16 protein-coding genes and 2 pseudogenes are annotated in these 18854 nt (G+C 43.6%); 14 read left to right on the top strand and 4 right to left on the bottom strand.

The window, feature by feature from the left end:
* Positions 1 to 8 precede the first annotated feature (8 nt).
* Complete coding sequence (locus AC2JF7_RS00440) at positions 9 to 392, top strand: hypothetical protein (protein ID WP_500725997.1); 384 nt, start codon at positions 9 to 11, stop codon at positions 390 to 392.
* A gap of 93 nt (positions 393 to 485) precedes the next feature.
* Positions 486 to 917, top strand: a pseudogene (locus AC2JF7_RS00435) (helveticin J family class III bacteriocin); the annotation flags it as partial.
* Here the strand turns inward: AC2JF7_RS00435 and AC2JF7_RS00430 are convergent.
* The 4 genes and pseudogenes from AC2JF7_RS00430 to AC2JF7_RS00415 all read right to left on the bottom strand — a co-directional run bounded on the left by AC2JF7_RS00430 (position 886) and on the right by AC2JF7_RS00415 (position 5756).
* A pseudogene (locus AC2JF7_RS00430) lies at positions 886 to 2141 on the bottom strand (MFS transporter). The pseudogenes AC2JF7_RS00435 and AC2JF7_RS00430 overlap by 32 nt on opposite strands.
* 312 nt (positions 2142 to 2453) lie before the next feature.
* Entirely contained in the window at positions 2454 to 3746 is a 1293-nt protein-coding gene (locus AC2JF7_RS00425) for a glycosyltransferase family 2 protein (RefSeq protein ID WP_500725995.1), read from the bottom strand.
* 2 nt (positions 3747 to 3748) lie between these two features.
* Entirely contained in the window at positions 3749 to 4237 is a 489-nt protein-coding gene (locus AC2JF7_RS00420; protein ID WP_500725993.1) for a cell division protein, read from the bottom strand.
* A gap of 163 nt (positions 4238 to 4400) precedes the next feature.
* Entirely contained in the window at positions 4401 to 5756 is a 1356-nt protein-coding gene (locus AC2JF7_RS00415) for a threonine/serine exporter family protein (protein WP_500725991.1), read from the bottom strand.
* A gap of 203 nt (positions 5757 to 5959) precedes the next feature.
* On the opposite strand from AC2JF7_RS00415, the gene AC2JF7_RS00410 reads away from it, so the two are divergent.
* The 12 genes from AC2JF7_RS00410 to AC2JF7_RS00355 all read left to right on the top strand — a co-directional run bounded on the left by AC2JF7_RS00410 (position 5960) and on the right by AC2JF7_RS00355 (position 18831).
* Positions 5960 to 6715 (top strand): DeoR/GlpR family DNA-binding transcription regulator, encoded by a 756-nt coding sequence (locus AC2JF7_RS00410; protein ID WP_500725989.1) that lies wholly within the window; start codon positions 5960 to 5962, stop codon positions 6713 to 6715.
* A complete protein-coding gene (pfkB, locus tag AC2JF7_RS00405) occupies positions 6716 to 7630 on the top strand; it encodes a 1-phosphofructokinase (protein WP_500725987.1) in 915 nt (304 codons plus the stop codon).
* 17 nt (positions 7631 to 7647) lie between these two features.
* Complete coding sequence (locus tag AC2JF7_RS00400) at positions 7648 to 9603, top strand: PTS fructose transporter subunit IIABC (RefSeq protein WP_500725985.1); 1956 nt, start codon at positions 7648 to 7650, stop codon at positions 9601 to 9603.
* A 250-nt stretch (positions 9604 to 9853) separates the two neighbouring features.
* Positions 9854 to 11560 carry a LytS/YhcK type 5TM receptor domain-containing protein gene (locus AC2JF7_RS00395; protein WP_500726376.1) on the top strand — a complete coding sequence of 569 codons (1707 nt, stop codon included), beginning with the start codon at positions 9854 to 9856 and terminating at the stop codon, positions 11558 to 11560.
* Position 11561: 1 nt separating this feature from the next.
* Positions 11562 to 12296, top strand: coding sequence for a LytTR family transcriptional regulator DNA-binding domain-containing protein (locus AC2JF7_RS00390; RefSeq protein WP_500725983.1), 735 nt, complete (start codon positions 11562 to 11564; stop codon positions 12294 to 12296).
* Between the two features lie 151 nt (positions 12297 to 12447).
* Complete coding sequence (locus AC2JF7_RS00385; protein WP_500726374.1) at positions 12448 to 12891, top strand: CidA/LrgA family protein; 444 nt, start codon at positions 12448 to 12450, stop codon at positions 12889 to 12891.
* A complete protein-coding gene (locus AC2JF7_RS00380; protein ID WP_500725981.1) occupies positions 12891 to 13616 on the top strand; it encodes an LrgB family protein in 726 nt (241 codons plus the stop codon). Before AC2JF7_RS00385 ends, AC2JF7_RS00380 begins: the two co-directional genes overlap by 1 nt.
* 297 nt (positions 13617 to 13913) lie before the next feature.
* Positions 13914 to 14804: a metal ABC transporter solute-binding protein, Zn/Mn family gene (locus AC2JF7_RS00375; protein ID WP_500725979.1), complete on the top strand. Its 891-nt coding sequence runs from the start codon at positions 13914 to 13916 to the stop codon at positions 14802 to 14804.
* A 17-nt stretch (positions 14805 to 14821) separates the two neighbouring features.
* Complete coding sequence (locus tag AC2JF7_RS00370) at positions 14822 to 15964, top strand: SLAP domain-containing protein (RefSeq protein WP_500725977.1); 1143 nt, start codon at positions 14822 to 14824, stop codon at positions 15962 to 15964.
* 49 nt (positions 15965 to 16013) lie between these two features.
* On the top strand, positions 16014 to 16634 hold the full coding sequence (locus tag AC2JF7_RS00365) for a metal ABC transporter ATP-binding protein (protein WP_500726372.1): 621 nt from the start codon (positions 16014 to 16016) through the stop codon (positions 16632 to 16634).
* Positions 16634 to 17431, top strand: a complete 798-nt coding sequence (locus tag AC2JF7_RS00360; RefSeq protein WP_500725975.1) for a metal ABC transporter permease — start codon at positions 16634 to 16636, stop codon at positions 17429 to 17431. Before AC2JF7_RS00365 ends, AC2JF7_RS00360 begins: the two co-directional genes overlap by 1 nt.
* Positions 17432 to 17601: 170 nt before the next feature.
* Entirely contained in the window at positions 17602 to 18831 is a 1230-nt protein-coding gene (locus AC2JF7_RS00355; RefSeq protein ID WP_500725973.1) for a lactate oxidase, read from the top strand.
* Positions 18832 to 18854: the final 23 nt, after the last annotated feature.

Genomic DNA, 18854 nt, shown 5'->3' with positions numbered 1-18854 from the left:
TCCTTGATATGACTACTACTAGAGGTGAATTTGGGGTAGACCTTGGTACGCCTACTGGTGTGCGTAACTTATATCGTATAAAAGATACAGATGAATTTATTTGCGATTATGATATTAAGAACAGCGTGAGACAACAAATGCCCTTTTACAGTATTTTTACTCAAGTGTATTTTATAAAAGATGCACCATATTATGATGAGAACGGTCTGAAGATGACTCATTTTGGTCAAAAGGGAGATATGATAAGAATAGTAAAAGCTGTGAGAATAACTAGTCTTGATAACAATAAGGAAGAACTATTTTATCAAGTTATAAATGGTGGTGGTGATTTTGTAAAAGCATCAGATGTAAAATACCTTGCAGGTCCACAAATACCAGTTCCTAGTAAGTAAACTTAATAGTTAAAGATTGAGAAAAAAATATCCTAGTGTTTCCCTACTACGGGAACTGTCAAATGCTTATAACGTAGTAGTTCAAAAGGCAATGTAACTGCAAGCAATATCTATGCTTTACAACTGCTTAATGGTCAAACAAACACCTATATAACACGAGGTTCTCGTTCAACAGGTTACTTGAACAAGACTCCACAAGTTGTTTTATATGGTTCAGGTGGTAATACTGCTGGTGGCCATACTCAAACCTGGGAATATGCTAATAGATCACGGTCATGGTTTGTTGGTACTAAAAAGGGCACTAATGGGTGGACTAAGCAAATTGCTCGAGTACAGTTTCCTTCTGCTGGTTCAGTAATTCACTATTCTAATACAGAAATGCCTCGATTGTCATACCTCATGCAGCCGCTGTTTGGCGCTACTTTGTTTAATGTACATTATATCAAGTTGTATTGGTATAAATTAAGGACGGTTAAATTGTATCAATTTATTTCTAGTTATGCTGCAATTTTATTTTTTTATTAATAGAATAAACCACCCTTACTATTATTGCTAAAACCATTAAACAAGTTACACCTAACAGTGCTAATGCGATGGTAATACTGAACGAAGCAGTAATTGTAGTAAAAATAGTCGTCATAATCGGCGCAGTCACTACTAAAATCGTGTTAAGCATTCCCATAGTTGATGACAAAATATCTTGATCAACTGCTCCAACCAGCCACTGTGTTAGTTTGGGGCTAGCCGTACCAATAATGCGGCAAGACTTGCCATGACAGGCAAACAAATAAAAATATTTTTAATAAGCATTGTACCAATAACTGCAGCACTTAAAATCGTTGAAATGATTGCTACAGTAAATAAAGACATATTTTTGAGCAATTTAGTTCCTACAATACTGCCGAGTGCTACACCAGCAGTCATTACGCCACCTATCAGAGCAATCGTAAAACTATATGTTCCAATGACCATAGAAGACTTATTACCAGCAACTACGATTGAAATTAAAGGTTCAATTGTTCCTAAAACGCCATTTAATAAGGCAATCACTAAAACAACTGTTAACAAGCCATTTGCCTTTTTTACTTGTTTGAATGACGAACTAATTGTTTTAAAGAATCCTTGTTCATTAACTTGAGCAGTTTCTTCCTGAGGGTGGGTCTTGTAATAGTCACGACCAACACTGGCAAAAAGTGCACCTGCTGCTAGAAATGTTAAGGCATTGAAGATTGCTAGACTGGAATAAGACATGAAAAGTAATAAACCAGATCCAATGAATTGGGCAATTATGTTGATAATGCCATTGATACCACTTTGAAATCCTTCGGCTTCGGCAAGCTCGTCATTGCCGACAATATCAACGATTAACGGCATTTGCAGTCCGCCAGAGTATGAACCAGCAATATCTGATACTAAGTTAATACCAATAACAGCTAAAACTAGATTCCAACCAGCAAAGCCGCTGGCAAAAAGCAAGCCGACGATTAGATAGAGTCCAAAGCGTATAACGGCTAACCAAACCATTAATTTGAATTTATTTTTGGTACGGTCAGCTAAATATCCACTAAAAACCTGAAGAATTTGAGGTACTGATTCTGAAATTGAAATTAGTGAAATAGCTAAGGCATAATTTTTTGATTTACTTGCATAAGTAATAAGTGCCAAGTAAAACAAAATATTGCCTGCACCAGATAGAAAACTGGCGATTGTAAATTTTCGATAATTCTTGTTCTTTGCAAAAACGTCCATGATTTTATAACTCCTAACTCAAATAATTTATATATATTAAGTTATAACGTGGTTATAATAAAAATTATCAAAAATGTCGTATTTGATGTTTTAAATTCAAAACAATATCCTGCTGTTTTCTTACTTAGGGTACTATGGGGCATACTAAACTATTAACGATATACACGATAAGTATGATAACTTAAAAACTATCGTGTAAAGAAAAATATATGCTAAAAGGAGTTGAATTATTATTCAACTCCTTTTTTGGTTGGTCTGAGAAATAGGTTTTGCTAAAAAAATTGCAGCCCTTTGAAATGCCACAAACTTACTTTAGCCAGCCTTGCGATCAGGACTAACCCAGGTCCCTGAACCGTGGCCTTGGATGGTTTTGACGGCAGGGATGAAGGTGGTGACAATTGTTAATGCATTAATGATCCACCACCAAAGCATATAAAGCGGGGCAAATAAAATGTAGGACAGCTTGTGTCCACCTTCATCGATCAGTAGGGAGGCAGTCAATTGCAAAGCACCGGCAATCATTTCAAAGCAAACAAATACCAGTGCAATCGTTAGCAAGTGAATTAGCGATGTGTACTTGTGACTAACCAGCAAGCTGGCACTCAGCCCTACAAAGTAGATTGTTGAAAGCCAGAAGAAAAAGGACCAGATAATACTAAAAGATTGGTCGATAAACATCAAGGTGCGGCCAATATTTTCAAAAGGATGGCGGATGATTTTACTAAAGTTGGTCAGCCAAACTTCGGTTCCGCCCTTGGCCCAGCGCTTACGCTGCTGGTAGAGACTTTTGGCGGTTTCGGGCACATTCATATAAAACATGATATCCGGAGCAAAGTCAGCCAGCCAACCGTTGATTTGTTGATCCCAAGCAACGCTTATGTCTTCAGTTGCCCGGTCTTGGCGAAAGAGCCCCACATCAATCAGGGCACTCTTGCGGTACATGGTGTTGGCGCCGCTATAGGCATAAATCCCACCAAAAACGCCGGTTTCAGTTCGTTTAATGATCCCGACAATGCTTGAAAATTCAACCGTTTGTGACTTGGCAATTAGTTTTGAGCGGTTTTGGACATCCATGTTGGCCGTCACAGCTGCTATATTTCTGGCATCCTGACGAATGAAGTAGTTGACATACTTCTTCAAGGCATCTGGTTCAGGAATGGTATCGGCATCGTTGCTAAGAATGAGTTCGCCGCGGGCAAAGGCAAGACCGATGTTAAAGGCGTGTGCCTTGCCCCTGTTTTTTTCGATATGAATCACTCTTAATTTGGGATACTTTGCTTGCAATTTGCTTAAGATTACCGGCGTTTGGTCGGTTGAGTAATCATCAATAACCAAAATCTCATAATTTGTGTAATTGATCTGATTCATGAGGTAGTCAACGGTCGCTTCAATTGTGACTTCTTCATTGTGGGCTGGAATCATGATGGTTACAAAGGGCTCGACCTCTGGTGGAATCTCAACCCATTGGCGCTGCTGGTGCTTAAAAATGTACTTGTAGCACAAAACGCCCACAAACCAGGCAAGACCGCCTAAGATGGGGTAAGAAATTAAGATTAAAAAGGCTAAATTTAAAATAGAGCTACTAGACTGCCAAAAAGGGTTCATCGCTAAACCTCATGTTCTTTAAATAAATCTTGCGTAAAATGGGTATCTAAGTTCTGGTCAGGTCGAACGCTGTAAAAACGTGCTTGCTGTCTTTTTTTAATCGGACCAAAGCGCTTCTCCCAGGCCTGTTCGGTGACTTGCTGACGCCTGTGCAATTTTTCCTGGTCAAAGACTGCGTACTTGTCAAGGGTGGTTTTAAAGCGGCGGTTATTCCATAATGTCACTCCATAGTAAAAGAGCAGGATAAAAATAAAATAAACTAGGAAAAACACTGCTAGTGATTGCAATAAATGAACTTCATCCTGATAGTGGGCAATCCTAAGTCTGCGGCCGGCTGCGGGCCACCACATGGGCAATAAGACCCAGAGAAATGGGAACAGAACGCCCAGCCAACCAATTATTGCCACTATGGTTTGTCCAATTTTTAAGCCCCAATGGCCAGGACTAAAGTATGAATCACGCACTAATTGCGGCTTTTTATTATTCAACATTTCCACCTCTTACTATGTATTATCCCATGTTTTAAAGCTTTGTTAATTAAAAAACTCATCTAATATAGGTGACCGCCTTGGAAATGGCTGCTTGACAGCAAAAAAGCACTTACTGACAGCAGACAATCTGTCACCAAGTGCTTTAAAGCTTATTTGTAAAACCCTAGTCTGCATGCCGCCACTTGGCATCGGTTAGGATGCGGGCAGTTAACAGGCCAATCGGCAGTGCCGTAATAATCATTAGTGCATTCATAATCCAGTATGCGCCGATATTAATATTGGTTACACCGAAGTTGAAGACGGCCCGGTACATGTAAAGGCCTGGGACCATAATGACGATTGCGGGTACTGTGATTGCGATACGGGGAAAGCCCACGCGATCGCGGACAAAGCTGGCAATAAGACCAGCAAGCAGCGCTCCAATGAAGGCGGCTAAAGCAGCAGGCAGGTGGTTGAAGTCAACCAAGCTAAGTCGCAAAGTGTTGGACAGTGCCCCAATCAGTGCTGCAACAGTTGCCATTGCAGGCGTAGCATTGAACATGATAGAAAAGCCAAAGACGCCGCAGAAACTGGCCAGCAGGCGGAAGCTGGTCAATAATAACGGGCTTAGGTCCAACTTGGGAATGGCACCTGGTGAAAGACTAAACAGGGTTGCCATGCCCCAGCCTACCATCGTGGCGATCATGACAACTAAAATGGCATAGGAAAGTCGTTCAAGACCAGACCGCATATCAAGTTTGGACATGTCCAGGCCTGAAGTGATAAAGGGAAAGCCTGGAATAACATAGAGCATTGCACCAATATACCCGTATGCATGCTGGTGCTCCCAACCACCAAATCTTTCACCTAAGTGAATACATAAAAAGTAAACAGCACAAGAAACAGCAACGCCTACGGCGATCTTGGCCACCAGGGTGATCTTGTGTTTACCCATCAACTCGCGAACATAATTGCCAATAGCTGCACCAAAAAAGGTGCAAATCATTTCTGGCAGCCCGCCTCCAAGCAAGAAGATGAAGCCGGCACAGGCAAGCCCTGCGCTCAAAGCGAGGACAATGAGCGAGTAGCTCTGCGTGTGCTGCTCGATTTGGTTTAACTGGTAGTGGACATTTCCGATGGTCCAAGTATCTTTTTTGCCATCAAACTGGCGGATAAAGTCCTCCAATTTGTTTAGCTTGTTCATGTTGACGCCCGTAGTGGGCAAAGAGAGAGTTTGCGAATAGGACTTATTGTCGATGTCAAAGCAGGTATATTCAATGGTAACAAGACCAATATCAGCTGAACAGGTGATATTTAAAGCACGAGCCACCGTGTTCATTGAGTCCCGGACGCGCCAAGCCCCCGTTCCACACTCCAGCAGCATGATGCCAATTCGCCCGACTAGTGACCCTTTTTCGACCAAGGTGATGTCCTTGATCAGGGTATCGTCAGAACTTTTATAAAAATCCTTCCAGTGGATCTTCATGTGGTGGCGCGCGGATAGGTGGTGGCGTACCTCTGTTGGTTTGTTTTCTACCATTATAACTATGATCGACCTTTCTTGCTTTTGACTAATACTAGTAAATTCTACCACAAATGAAAAAATGCAAACAAAACAGATAACGCTTTCAACTTGGGTGGTGGTTGGATATGAATTATTTTGAATGAAATTGAATATTTATGAGTGAAAATGATTGATTTTTGCTAAATAAGCGCATAAAATACTGGTGGAGGTGAGGAAACATGCTAACGCAAAAGCGCCACAAATTAGTTGAAGACTACGTTAACCAGCATGATTGGTGCCGTGTCAGCGACTTGTGCACAATTACGAAAACTTCGGAATCAACAATTCGTCGCGACTTGATCCAAATGGAGAAGCAAGGACTACTAAAACGTATCCATGGCGGTGCCCAGTCGGTAAAGAATTTTGCGCATGATGTTTCCCAACATGTCCGCTTCACTATGAACCATGATGATAAGCTTAGGGTTGCCCGTTACGCCGTGCAGCATTTTGTACATGCGAATGACTATCTTTTTATCGATGCAGGTACAACGACTTATGAGATGGTACCATTCTTGTCTGCTATCTCCCATGTAACAGTTGTGACCAATGGACTTGAGACGGCCCTAACTGCACTTGGGCATGGGCTGAAGACTATCTTGCTGGGTGGAAAAATCAAAGAAGACACCCATGCTGTAGTGGGCCAATCTGCTCTTGAGCAGCTGCAGAGCATGAACTTTGCGGCCGCCTTTGTCGGAACCAATGGCATTGACTACCAGGGCAGCCTGACTACACCTGATCCAGAGGAAGCGGCCATTAAAAAAACAGCGATTGCTCGTTGTGACCACGCCTACGTTCTGACTGATGCGTCCAAGGTGGGTGAACGCAGCTTTGCGGTGTTTGGCAGCTTGAAGAGTTGCAGTCTGGTTACCACGGTGCTTGGTGGCCGGCAGAAGAAGCTGCTGCCAGCAAAAATTGATTTAAAAGAGGTAAAGTGAATGATATATACAGTTACTGTAAATCCTGCTTTGGATTACGTAATTCAGTTAGACCGTGTCGACCGCGGCAATGTTAACCGCAGCGATAATTGTTCTTTTTTGGCTGGGGGCAAGGGCATCAACGTATCCCGCATCCTCGACCAATTAAGTATTGACAACACAGCTTGGGGCTTTATTGGCGGCTTTACCGGCAAGGAGTTGGTCCGCCAGCTGAACCAGGCCCACATCGTCAATGACTTTGTGACTATTGCAGATGATACGCGTGTTAACGTTAAGGTGCACGCGCAAGAGGAAACGGAAATCAATGCAGCCGGTCCTGACATTAGCAAAGAAGAAATTGCTGCTTTCAAAAGTCGTCTTGATGACCTTGAAAAAGGCGATATTGTGGTCCTTAGCGGGTCATTGGCGCCAAGCTTGCCGGTAGACTTTTACAAGGAATTGCTGCCGGCAATTAGGGCAGCTGGCGCCGATTTTGTAGTCGATACTACTGGGCAGGCCTTGCTTGATACGTTGACCTACCAGCCATTAGTTATCAAGCCCAACCACCACGAACTGGCTGACCTTTTCCAGACTAGCTTTAAATCTAGTGAAGAAATGTTGGCAGCAGCCCGCAAGCTCCTTGAACGCGGGGCCCAGAATGTTTTGGTTTCAATGGCGGGCCAAGGCGGCTACTTGATTACTGCAGACCACTGTTACCACGCAAAGGCTGCAGTAGGCACCGTTGTCAACTCAGTTGGAGCTGGTGACTCCATGATTGCTGGTTTTGTTGGGACCTATGTGCAGACTGGTGACCCCGTTGAGAGTTTCCGGTTGGGCATGGCCTGTGGGGCTGCTACTGCCTTTACCAAGGACATAGCAGTCAAAGGCCAGATTGAAGCTGTTTTACCACAAATCAACGTAGAAGAAGTTTTGTAATTGAAGAAGGAATAGAAATGAGAATTAAAGATATACTAGCTCCCGAATCCATGATCATGGCGCTCAAGGCGACTAATAAGGAAGATGCCATCCAAGAAATGGCAGATCTGGAAGTTAAGACGGGCATTGTTAACGATGAACAAGAATTCATCAAGTCCATTTGGGCTCGTGAAAATGAGTCAACTACAGGTATTGGCGATGGAATTGCCATGCCACATGCCCGCAATAAGGCAATTAATAAGGCCCGTGTCCTTTTTGCCAAGAGCAGCCAGGGGATTGACTATAATTCGCTAGACGGACAACCAGCTCACTTGTTCTTTATGATTACAGCACCGGCTGGCGCAGACAACACGCACCTAGAAGCTTTGGCCAAGTTGTCCGGGCTTCTAATCAATCCTGACTTAGTTGCAGCCCTTAAAAAGGCTAAGACGCCAGAAGAGGTAATTCAGCTCTTTGAAGAGGCCGAACAAAAAAATGATGCAGACAAGAAGGCAGAAAAGTCACAGGCAGCGCAAACTACTAATAGCGATAAGCCTTTAATTGTCGGCGTTACTGCCTGCATTAACGGTATTGCCCATACTTACATGGCCCAAGAGGCTCTGATTAAGGCAGGCAAAAAGCGCGGCGTTGAAGTTCGAATCGAAACCAATGGGTCTGAAGGAGTTAAGGACAAGTTAACTGCTGATGAAATCAAGCGGGCCCAAGGCGTGGTCATTGCTTCTGACAAGAAGGTTGACATGCCCCGCTTTGATGGCAAGCCGTTAGTTGCCCGGCCAGTTGTTGACGGGATCAACAAGCCAGACGAATTGATCGGCAAGATCCTGGACGACGATACCAGTGTCTACCATGCTGATGGTCAAGCAGCTAAGTCCAGCGACGACACTAAGAAGGGGGTCTGGGGGTCAATCTACCAGGACTTGATGAATGGCGTGTCCCACATGCTGCCCTTTGTTATCGGTGGCGGCATCTTAATGGCGATTTCCTTCATTGTGGAAAATTATGCTGGTGGTCCTAAGTCACCTGCCTTCATTTTCCTCAACAATGCTGGTAATATGGCCTTTGCCTTCATGGTGCCAATTCTGTCTGGCTACATTGCTGAGTCTATTGGTGATTTGCCCGCCCTTATGCCTGGTTTTGTCGGCGGCTTCATGGCCACTGTTTATACCGGTGCATATGGCGGTGCCTATGTGGCTAATGTCTTTGCTAACGCCAAGTCGCCAGCTGGCTTTCTGGGCGGACTTGCTTCAGGATTTATTGCTGGTTACCTAGTTTTGGGGTTGAAGAAGGTCTTTGCCAAATTGCCGAAGTCGCTTGAAGGGATGAAGCCGATGCTCATCTATCCAATCTTGAGCCTACTCTTCATTGCCCTCATCATGTACTACATTGTTAATCCAGTCTTCAGTACGATTAACTTGGCAATTACCAACTTCTTAAACCAGATGGGTACAGGCAACTTGGTTGTCTTAACTACTATTCTGGCAGCTATGATGTCCATTGACATGGGTGGACCGTTCAATAAAGCCGCTTACGTCTTTGCTTCAGGTGCCTTTGCCAATGACCCGCATTCAACCGTTGCAGGCGTTATGATGGCTGCAGTTATGGTGGGTGGCATGGTTCCTGCCTTTGCCACAGCGATTAGTACAGCCTTCTTTAAGAACAAGTTTACTGAAGATGAACGGCGCGCAGGTGTTACCAACTGGATTTTGGGCTTTTCCTTCATTACCGAAGGTGCAATCCCATTTGCAGCTGCTGATGCCGGTCATGTGCTGCCTTCATGCATCTTTGGTTCTGCTGTTGGTGGTGCCCTAGTTGGAATGTGGCGCATTAGTGTTCCAGCCCCACACGGCGGCTTATGGGTATCGCCTCTTGCCAACCACATTGTGCTTTACTTTGTTGCCACCATCATCGGTTCAATAGTTGCTGGTGTAATTCTTGGTATGTGGAAGAAGCCTATTGATCAAGAAGCAGAATAGGACTGCACGCTATAACCAATATCAGATTAATTCCCAATCATTTCGGTTGGGAATTTTTGCTTTATTTTTAGTGGCTTTTCAGAGCAGTTGAGGTCTTGATTTGAGCAGTTAAAAGGCCAATTCTGGCAAGCAAGCTAAAATATATGTTAAATTAAAACATTAAAAAGGAAATAATATAAAATGAATTACAAGAACGGAGTTTGTCGTGGTTAATCTATTTGTTTTACTTGCTGAACGTCTTGGGATTATCATGATTTTAGCCTTCTTACTAGTTAATATGCGCTTTTTTAGGAGCTTGATTGAAGAGCGAACACTAAAATCACAGATGTGGCTATTTGTCATTTTTTCAGTATTTGTAATCATTGCCAATTTAACAGGCGTTGAAATCTCCAGCTCTAAGGAAGTAGTGGCACCTTTAATTATTACTGGGATGCCGCAGTCTGATTCGATTGCTAATACCCGTGTTTTAGTAATTACGACTGCTAGCTTGACTGCTGGACCATATGTGGGGATGCTAGTAGGTTTAGTTGGTGGCTTGCACCGGGTGTTTTTTAGTGGCTTTTCAGACTACTTCTACATTGTGAGTTCTGTTTTAATCGGTTACTTGGTAGGGGTTTGGGGTGACCGCGTAAAGAGTAGCAACTTGTATCCATCAACGCTTTGGGTGGCAATTTTGTCACTATTAGCCGAACTTATTCAAATGGTCTTTATCTTTGCTTTTCGCGGCATCGGCCTGGTTAAGCTGGTCTTAGTACCAATGGTCTTATTGAACACGGTCGGGTCGTGCTTGTTTATCGAAATTCTCCGGACCTACCTGTCTAACGAGCGCCAATTGCGGGCGGTTCAAACCAAGGACGTTCTGGAGCTAACCAATAAGACGCTGCCTTACTTTCGTCATGGCCTTGACCTTGACTCAGCCGGTCATGTTTGTCATATTATTAAGAAATATACCAACTTTGATGCGGTTGGCTTGACTGACCGCGTCAATGTTCTTGCCCATGTAGGGGCCGGTCAAGACCACCATATTGCTGGTTCGCCAGTCATCACTGACTTATCCAAGACGGTGATTACTACTGGTAAAGAAAAGCGGGCTTATAGTCAAGAAGAGATTGGTTGTCCTCATGAAAGTTGCCCATTAATGTCCGCAATTGTCTGTCCCTTGCAAGTGAACAATGAGACAATCGGTGCCCTCAAGCTCTACTTTTGTGCAGACCGCAAGATGACAGTGGTAGAAGAAAACTTGGTTCGCGGGTTGGCGATGATTTTTTCTGGGCAGCTTGCAATTGGGATTGCTGAACAGCAGACGAGTTTGGTGAATGAAGCTGAAATACGAGCCCTACAAGTACAAATCAATCCCCACTTTTTCTTTAATGCCATTAACACAATCGGTGCCCTCATGCGTGTTGATGTGGATAAGGCTCATGAAGCCCTAATGGAGCTCAGCACCTTCTTTAGGTCAAGCCTTAAGAACGGCCAAGCCAAGGAGATTACGCTCGAGCAGGAGAAGCGGTACGTCAAGGCTTATACGGGCATCGAAAGTCTGCGCTTTCCCAACAAGTTCATGGTTGATTACCAGATTACCGTTCCAGAAGACACGCTGATACCATCTTTTTGCCTACAAGTCTTCGTTGAAAATGCAATTCGCCATGCCTTTAAGGGCAGAAAAACAGGCAACAAAATTGTTATCAACTTGAGCCAAAAAGACAAGGACCTGGAAATTAAGGTTAGCGATAATGGCAGCGGCATTCCAACGGGTATTATTGACCGGTTGGGGCAAGAGCCAATTAGTGAATCTCAAGGCAGTGGCACAGCCTTGTACAACCTTAATCGTCGACTGGAAGGTCTATATGGCAGCAGCAGCAAGTTGAAGATTATCACTAGTGCAAGTGGAACTAGCTTCAAGACAAGCATCCCGCTCAAGCGAGCAACGAGTAACAAAAGAATAGAAGGAAACTAAGATGAGGATTTTAGTGGTTGATGATGAGCCCTTGGCACGGACAGAATTATCCTATTTAATTAAGCAGAGTTCAATTGTGCAAAAGCAGTCCGTCAAGCTTTACGAGTCCGAAGACGTCAAAGAGGCTCAAGGGGCCTTGCTCAAGCACCGCATTGACTTAATGTTTCTAGACATCTCTCTCAATGAAGAAAACGGCTTTGAACTAGCAGCTGAACTTAAGCAGTTGGCCTATTCGCCCTTGATTGTGTTTGCCACCGCCTATGATGAATATGCCGTTAAAGCCTTTGAAGTAGGTGCTGTTGACTATGTCCTCAAGCCCTTTGAACAAGACCGTATTGACCAAGCTATCTTGAAGGCGACTAATATTTTGTCCACCAAGCAGCCGCACGTTGCTGCTGATAATACGGAGAATGAGGTGCTTGGCATTGAGCTGGCAGACCGTAATGTGGTCATTAAAAAATTTGATGTGGTAGCGGCCACAGTTAATAATGGTGTGTTGACCATTTCAACAGCCAAGCAAAAGTTTGAAACGCGCAAGACCTTGTCTTGGCTCAAAGACCGCTTGCCAACTGCCCACTTTATGCAGGTTCAACGCAATGCTATTGTCAACATTGAGGATATCAAGGAAGTGCAGCCGTGGTTCAACCACACCTTGCTGCTTGTGATGAGCAATGCTGACAAGATCCAAGTCGGCCGCTCTTACCGCAAGTCCTTAAATGAGCGCCTGGGGATGTAAGAAGAATTGAAAGAGTCACCCTGATGGTCTTGTGAAATTGTCTTGGTGCAGTTCACGGGTCATTTTTGCTTGTTCACTGCTTAACCGCTTCCAGTTAGCAATTAAGGGACTATCTTATTACATGAAATCAAAAAATGTAATGAGAGAGGAAATGAGTTCCATGAAAAAAGAAAAGACAAAATCAGCGCCGCTACTAGTTCAGATGTTTATTTACGCTGCAATACTATTTGCTGCACAGCTGATCTCTGACCTAATGCCTAAGTCTTTCCCGGTACCGACACCGGTGATTGGCCTCGTTCTGCTGTATACTTTATTGACAATTCACATTATTAAAGTGGAATGGGTTGATTCATTTGGGAGTGCACTGATTTCGATGATCGGCTTCATGTTTGTTCCATCAGGAATATCACTAGCAGGTAACCTCAAGATTATGCAAACGCAAGGACTGCAATTGGTCATTGTAGTAGTGGCTTCAACGGTGATTATGCTAGTGGTTATGGCATACACTACCCGCTTTTTTAGCTGGCTTGTAGGCAAACTGACTAGCAGCCAACTTGATGTCGCCAAGCAAAAGGAAGTAAGGGAGGCCAAATAATGCAGTACTTAACTACGCCGCTTTTTGGTGTTTTTCTTTCATTGATTGTCTTCTTAATTGGTCAGTGGCTATTTAAGAAGTCGAAAGGTTTCTTTCTTTTTCAGCCGCTTTTTGTTGGGATGGTTTTGGGCATTGCGGTGTTGATCGTCATCGCCAAATTTTTGGGGACGACCACTGCCGAAGTCTATACTAAGGCCTACAAGCCTGGCGGGGATATCATTTTCTGGTTTATTACACCAGCCACAATTGCTTTCGCAGTACCGTTATATAAACGCAATGATGTTGTTAAGAAAAACTGGCTGGTTATCCTGCTAGGTTTAGTCGTTGGAACGTTTATTTCAATGGTGCTGATCACACTTGTTGCCAAGGCGGTGGGTCTAGACAATATTGGCATCAAGTCAATGCTTAGCCAGTCGGCTACAACTGCTGTGGCCATGCCGCTGACGCAGGCAATTGGCGGAAATGCTTCAGTTACGGCCATGGCTTGCATTCTAAATGCAGTCGTAATCTATGCATTGGGCAAGCAGCTGGTCAGATGGTTCAACCTGAATAAGGATCCACTTGGTGCTGGTCTGGGACTTGGTGCTGCCGGTCATACGATTGGCTCGGCTTTTGCTTTGGAAATGGGCTCGACTCAAGGTGCAATGGCAGCTGTTGCCGTGGTTGCCACCGCTTTAGTCGATAATATGTTGGTTCCAGTCTTTGCTCATATGATTGGATTGTAGTTTAAAAATTATTATTAATTAACATTTACTTACACTGAAGTCGTACGGGTTGGCCGCACGTCTTTTTGTTTTCTGCGAAACCATAAATAATGAATTTATTAAAAGCTAATGCAATAATTAGATAACTTAGGTTGGGCTTTAATTACTATTTGTAAGTAAGTACCTTTTGATATATAATAGTTACTAATTGTAAGTGGACATCACTTACAGTTAAAACTACCGTATAACACTCAAAATAAAAGAATAACAAAGGCAAATTGGAACAAGTAATTTTTAAGTGATAGAAAAGAGAATAGAATGAAAAAACCAATTAATAAATTTAAAAAGCTTTTTGCTTTTACTGCAATGATTGCCATCCTGCTGGTAAGCTTAAGTGGATGCTCGCAAAAGCCGCAAAAGAGTAGTAAAATTTCGATTATGACCACAACCAATGTTTACGCCGATATTGCTAAGAACATAGTCGGTAAGCATGGTACGGCCAAGGCCATTATTAAAAATCCGGCCGCTGACCCACATGATTTTGAGCCGACGACAAATGATGCTAAACAATTGTCAAGTGCTGACATTGTTGTAGCCAATGGCTTAGGCTATGATAGTTGGATGAACAAGCTGGCTTCTTCGGTTGATAAAAAGCCAGTCATTGTTGGTGAAGACTTGATGGGCTTAAAGAAGGGTGCCAACCCGCATATTTGGTTTGACCTGGACATGCCTGAAAAGTATGTCAACTACCTGGTGAAGCGGTTGAGCAAGCTGGACCCTGCCCACGCAGATGATTATCGTGCTAACGCCCGCAAGTATCTGGGCCAAGTTGATCAGATTAAGAAAACAGCAGCCCAGATTAATGGCCACAATCAAAAAGTCTTTGTGAGCGAACCTGTCTTTGACTATGCCCTGGAAGCAGCACACGTGAAGGTGGCTAACGAGGACTTTGAAAAGGCTATTCAAAACGAAACAGATCCAAGTCCAGCGGCAGTTCAAAAAATGACCACAGAAATCAAAAAAGGGAAAATCGCCTTTTTCGTTCTTAATGCACAAACTTCCAGTTCAACGGTTGATGGCTTTGTCAAGTTGGCCAAGGAACACCAAGTCCCGCTGCTCAAAGTGCGTGAAACCATCCCTAATAAGACCACTTACCTTGAATGGATGACTAAAAATTACCAAGCTTTAGCACAAGTGGCTAAGAAATAATTCAAGAGGAATTAATTATGAAAAAAATAATTGCGGCACTAGCATTAGCTGCCGGAATCGCTATCCCGGCCCAAACGATTGCAATAGCAACAGAAGTACATGCCAGTACTATTAATGACACGGCCAAGCAAAATAGCTTTAGCGGGGTAACCTACTTGGACCAAATGCTGAAAAAAGAAGGTATTCCTTACAACAGTTTCACCGCTAAAAATAAGATTGAATACCGCACGGGCAAACCTGAAGGAGTGGTTATCCATGAGACAGCAACCCCTGGTGCCAGTGCACACGCTGAGGCAATCTACTTCAACCGGGAGTGGATGAATATCTACGCTTATGCGCATGCCTTTGTAGACCATACTGGTGTTATCCAGATGTCAACGCCAGACTATGGTGTTTGGGGCGCAGGTCCCAAGGCCAACAACCGCTTTTTCCAAGTAGAATTGTGTCAAGAGAGCACCCTGGACAACTTTGCCAAGAGCATTAACAACGATGCAATCTATGTAGCTCAAATACTGCACCAGTATAACCTGGTACCAGATAATGCGGCCCACGATGGCAAGGGTACAGTTTGGTCTCACCATGCTGTTTCCCAATTTTTAGGCGGCACTGACCATACCGATCCTGACGGTTACTTCGCCAAGTGGGGCTACTCGATGGATGAATTCTATGACCTGATCAAGTATTACTATGACCAACAGGATTCTGGAAGTACAGTTGATAATCCTGCAGTACAGCCAACCAAGCCAGTAGCGCCAGTTATGCCTACTAAGCCGACAACACCTACGCTGCCTAAGCCAATAGCGACTAAAACTCTAATGCATAATGCAAAAGTTTATGATGAAAATGGCTCTGCCGTTAAGGTTTCGACTAAGAAGGCAGGAGCTCAGCTGGCAATCTATAGCAACAAAACAATCAATGGCAAGAAGTACCTGCAGATTGGCATAGATCAGTATATTGTGGCCAGTAACGTGGAGGGCAAATTGCGTCTTTTAAGGCATAATGCCTTCGTTTATAATAGTGCAGGTCAGCGTGTCAATATAGGCAAGATGTATCGTGGTCAATTTATGAGAACTTATGGCGGCCGCGTGAAAATTAACGGGGGCAAGTATTATCCAGTCAATGTTAATCAATACGTTAAAATGGGTAATTTTAAGAAGTAGTTGAGAGGATGATAATTTGACTGATATTTTAGAAGTTGATAATCTCTCAATGAGATTTGAAAAGAAGACAGTTTTTACAGATGTGAGCTTTAACCTGAAAAAAGGTTCTATGACGGCACTGTTAGGACCCAATGGCGCGGGGAAAACGACCCTGATTAGTATCCTGATGGGCATGTTGACGCCAACTAGTGGCAAGTATAAGTTTACCCAAGACTTGCGGCTAGGTTATGTGCCCCAGTTTCGCAATATTGACGCTGAGTATCCACTGTCAATTGAAGCCTTTGTTGGCTTAAATGCACCAGTTATTAAAAGCAAGAAAGTGAAGCAGACCATCCAAAAGCAGCTTGAAGAGACTGACTTGGCTGCAATTAAAGGCACGCGTATGGGCGAAGCTTCTGGGGGCCAAAAGCAAAGGGCATACTTAGCCCAGGCTCTGCTTGATAATCCCAACATGATTATTTTGGATGAAGCGACGGCTAGCCTTGATCCTGTTGCCAAGGATGAACTGATGAAGCTGCTTAGACACCTAAATGAAGAGCACAGGATAACGGTTTTGTTTGTCACGCACGATGTGCCTCTGGCACGTAAGTATATGCAAAACTACCTGTATTTGCATCATGGCCGGATCGACCAGGGGGAAATGCCCCAGTTTGAGGAGGTCTATGAATAATGTTTGCTTTTGACTTTATGCGTAATGCCTTCTTGGCCAGCACCTTTATTGCAATTACTTGTGGTACAGTTGGGGTCTATGTTGTCGCCCGCAACTTCAGTTTTTTAGCTCATACCTTGTCTGAAATTGGTTTTGCTGGAGCAGCATTTGCTGTCTGGCTAGGCATCAGTCCGCTTTGGGGGATGCTCTTATTCACATTGTTAGGTTCAATCAGCGTAGGAGAGCTATCTCTTCATAGCGAGCAAAAGGAATCGTCAATCAGTGCAATTTCCGCACTTTTTGTTGGCCTGGGAGTTTTGTTTTTGGCTATTTCGGGCTCTAATAGCAATTATGCTACTAATATTTTGTTTGGCAGCATTATCGGCGTTGACAAGCAAGGCGTAGTCCAGCTAGTTGTCTTATCAATTATCGTTTTGTTGTTGATTGGGATTATTCAGCGCTCGTTGAATTTTGACTCCTTTGATCATATTGGAGCCCTGGCTCATGGGGTCAAGACGGGGATAGTCAGCTTGATTTTCCTGGTCGCATTGGCAATGTCTGTTTCAATTGGAGCCCAGATTGTTGGGTCCCTCTTGGTCTTCATCCTGCTGACGCTGCCACCGGCTACGGCAAACTACTTGGGTAAAACTGTCCCGGCTATGATTGCCTGGTCGGTTGCTCTGGCCTTAATTGGGGTATGGCTGGGCCTCTATCTTGGTTTTATTACTAACCTGCCAGTCACCTTTTTCATTGCTGTGATTGAAGTATTAATCTATCTTGTTACTTACTTCACCCACTTGGTTAAACATAACTTGTGATTACGGCAATTTGAAACTTGAAGCAAAAAAATATTTTGCTGATATTGTGAAAATAAACACAGCGCTAAGACTGTTATTTAAACATTCTTTAGCAATTTTCACTAACTTTTGTAAGCATTTTCATGTATAATTAGTTGTAGAAAGATTTAATAAATAAAGGAGTCTTTAAAATGACATCATACTATAATGGTTTTCCGCAAAGTGACCGAGACGAAAAAATTGACATGATTAACCTTGACGAGCTTGAGGAACGTGCTAAGGAAGTTATGCCAGAAGGTGCATACTACTACATCGCTTCTGGTTCAGAAAACGAGTGGACTTGGCGCAACAACACCACTGCCTTTAACCACTTCCAGATCGTACCGCGTGCCTTGACCAACATGGACAACCCACAACTGGATACTGAATTCATGGGCATGAAGCTGAAAACCCCAGTAATGATTTCACCGATTGCTTGTCACGGTATTGCTCATAAGGACGCTGAAGTTGCGACCCAAAAGGGTGCTGCAGCAGTTGGAGCATTATTTGCATCAAGTACTTATGGCAACAAGAGTGTTGAAGAAATTGCAGCAGCAGCTCCAGATGCACCACGTTTCTTCCAACTTTACTTGAGCAAGGATTGGGAATTCAACAAGATGGTCTTTGATGCGATCAAGAAGGCTGGTTATAAGGGGATTTTCTTAACAGTTGACGCACTTGTCTCTGGTTTTCGTGAAGCCAATCTTAGAACTAAGTTTGCCTACCCAGTTCCGCTAGACTTCTTCACTCGTTATCAAGGAGCCAAAGGCGAAGGTCAAACAGTTGCACAGATGTACGCTTCATCTGCACAAAAGATTGGTCCTGACGATGTTCGCCGCATTAAGGAAATGTCTGGCTTGCCAGTCTTTGTCAAGGGTGTAGTTTGTGCCGAGGATGCTTACCTGGCTATGGGTTGCGGAGCTGATGGTATCTATGTAACCAACCACGGTGGTCGTGAAGTCGACAGTGGTCCAGCAACTATTGACATGTTGCCAGAAATCGCCAAGGCCGTTAACCACCGTGTTCCAATCATTTTTGATTCAGGAGTTCGCCGTGGGTCACATGTCTTCAAGGCCTTAGCACTTGGTGCTGACTTGGTTGGCGTTGGTCGTCCTTACCTATACGGTTTAGCCTTAGGTGGACCTAAGGGAGTTCAATCAGTGATTGAACAGCTTAACCAAGAACTGCTGATTGACATGCAATTGACGGGCTGCAAGACAATTGAAGATGTTAAGCATGCCAAGATTGCACACATTAACTACAGCGCGGATAACCTGAAGTCAAATACTGATCCGACTAGAATTAAGCCGTATCCTGTAACTGCTGAGAATCAGATGAAGGATGACGAATCAGATGCTGTATCAGGCGCTTCGCATTCTTAAGTGATGTAGTAATTAAGTTTTAA

Source organism: Lactobacillus sp. XV31L (assembly GCF_059900865.1).
This window is presented reverse-complemented; position numbering and strand designations above follow the sequence as displayed.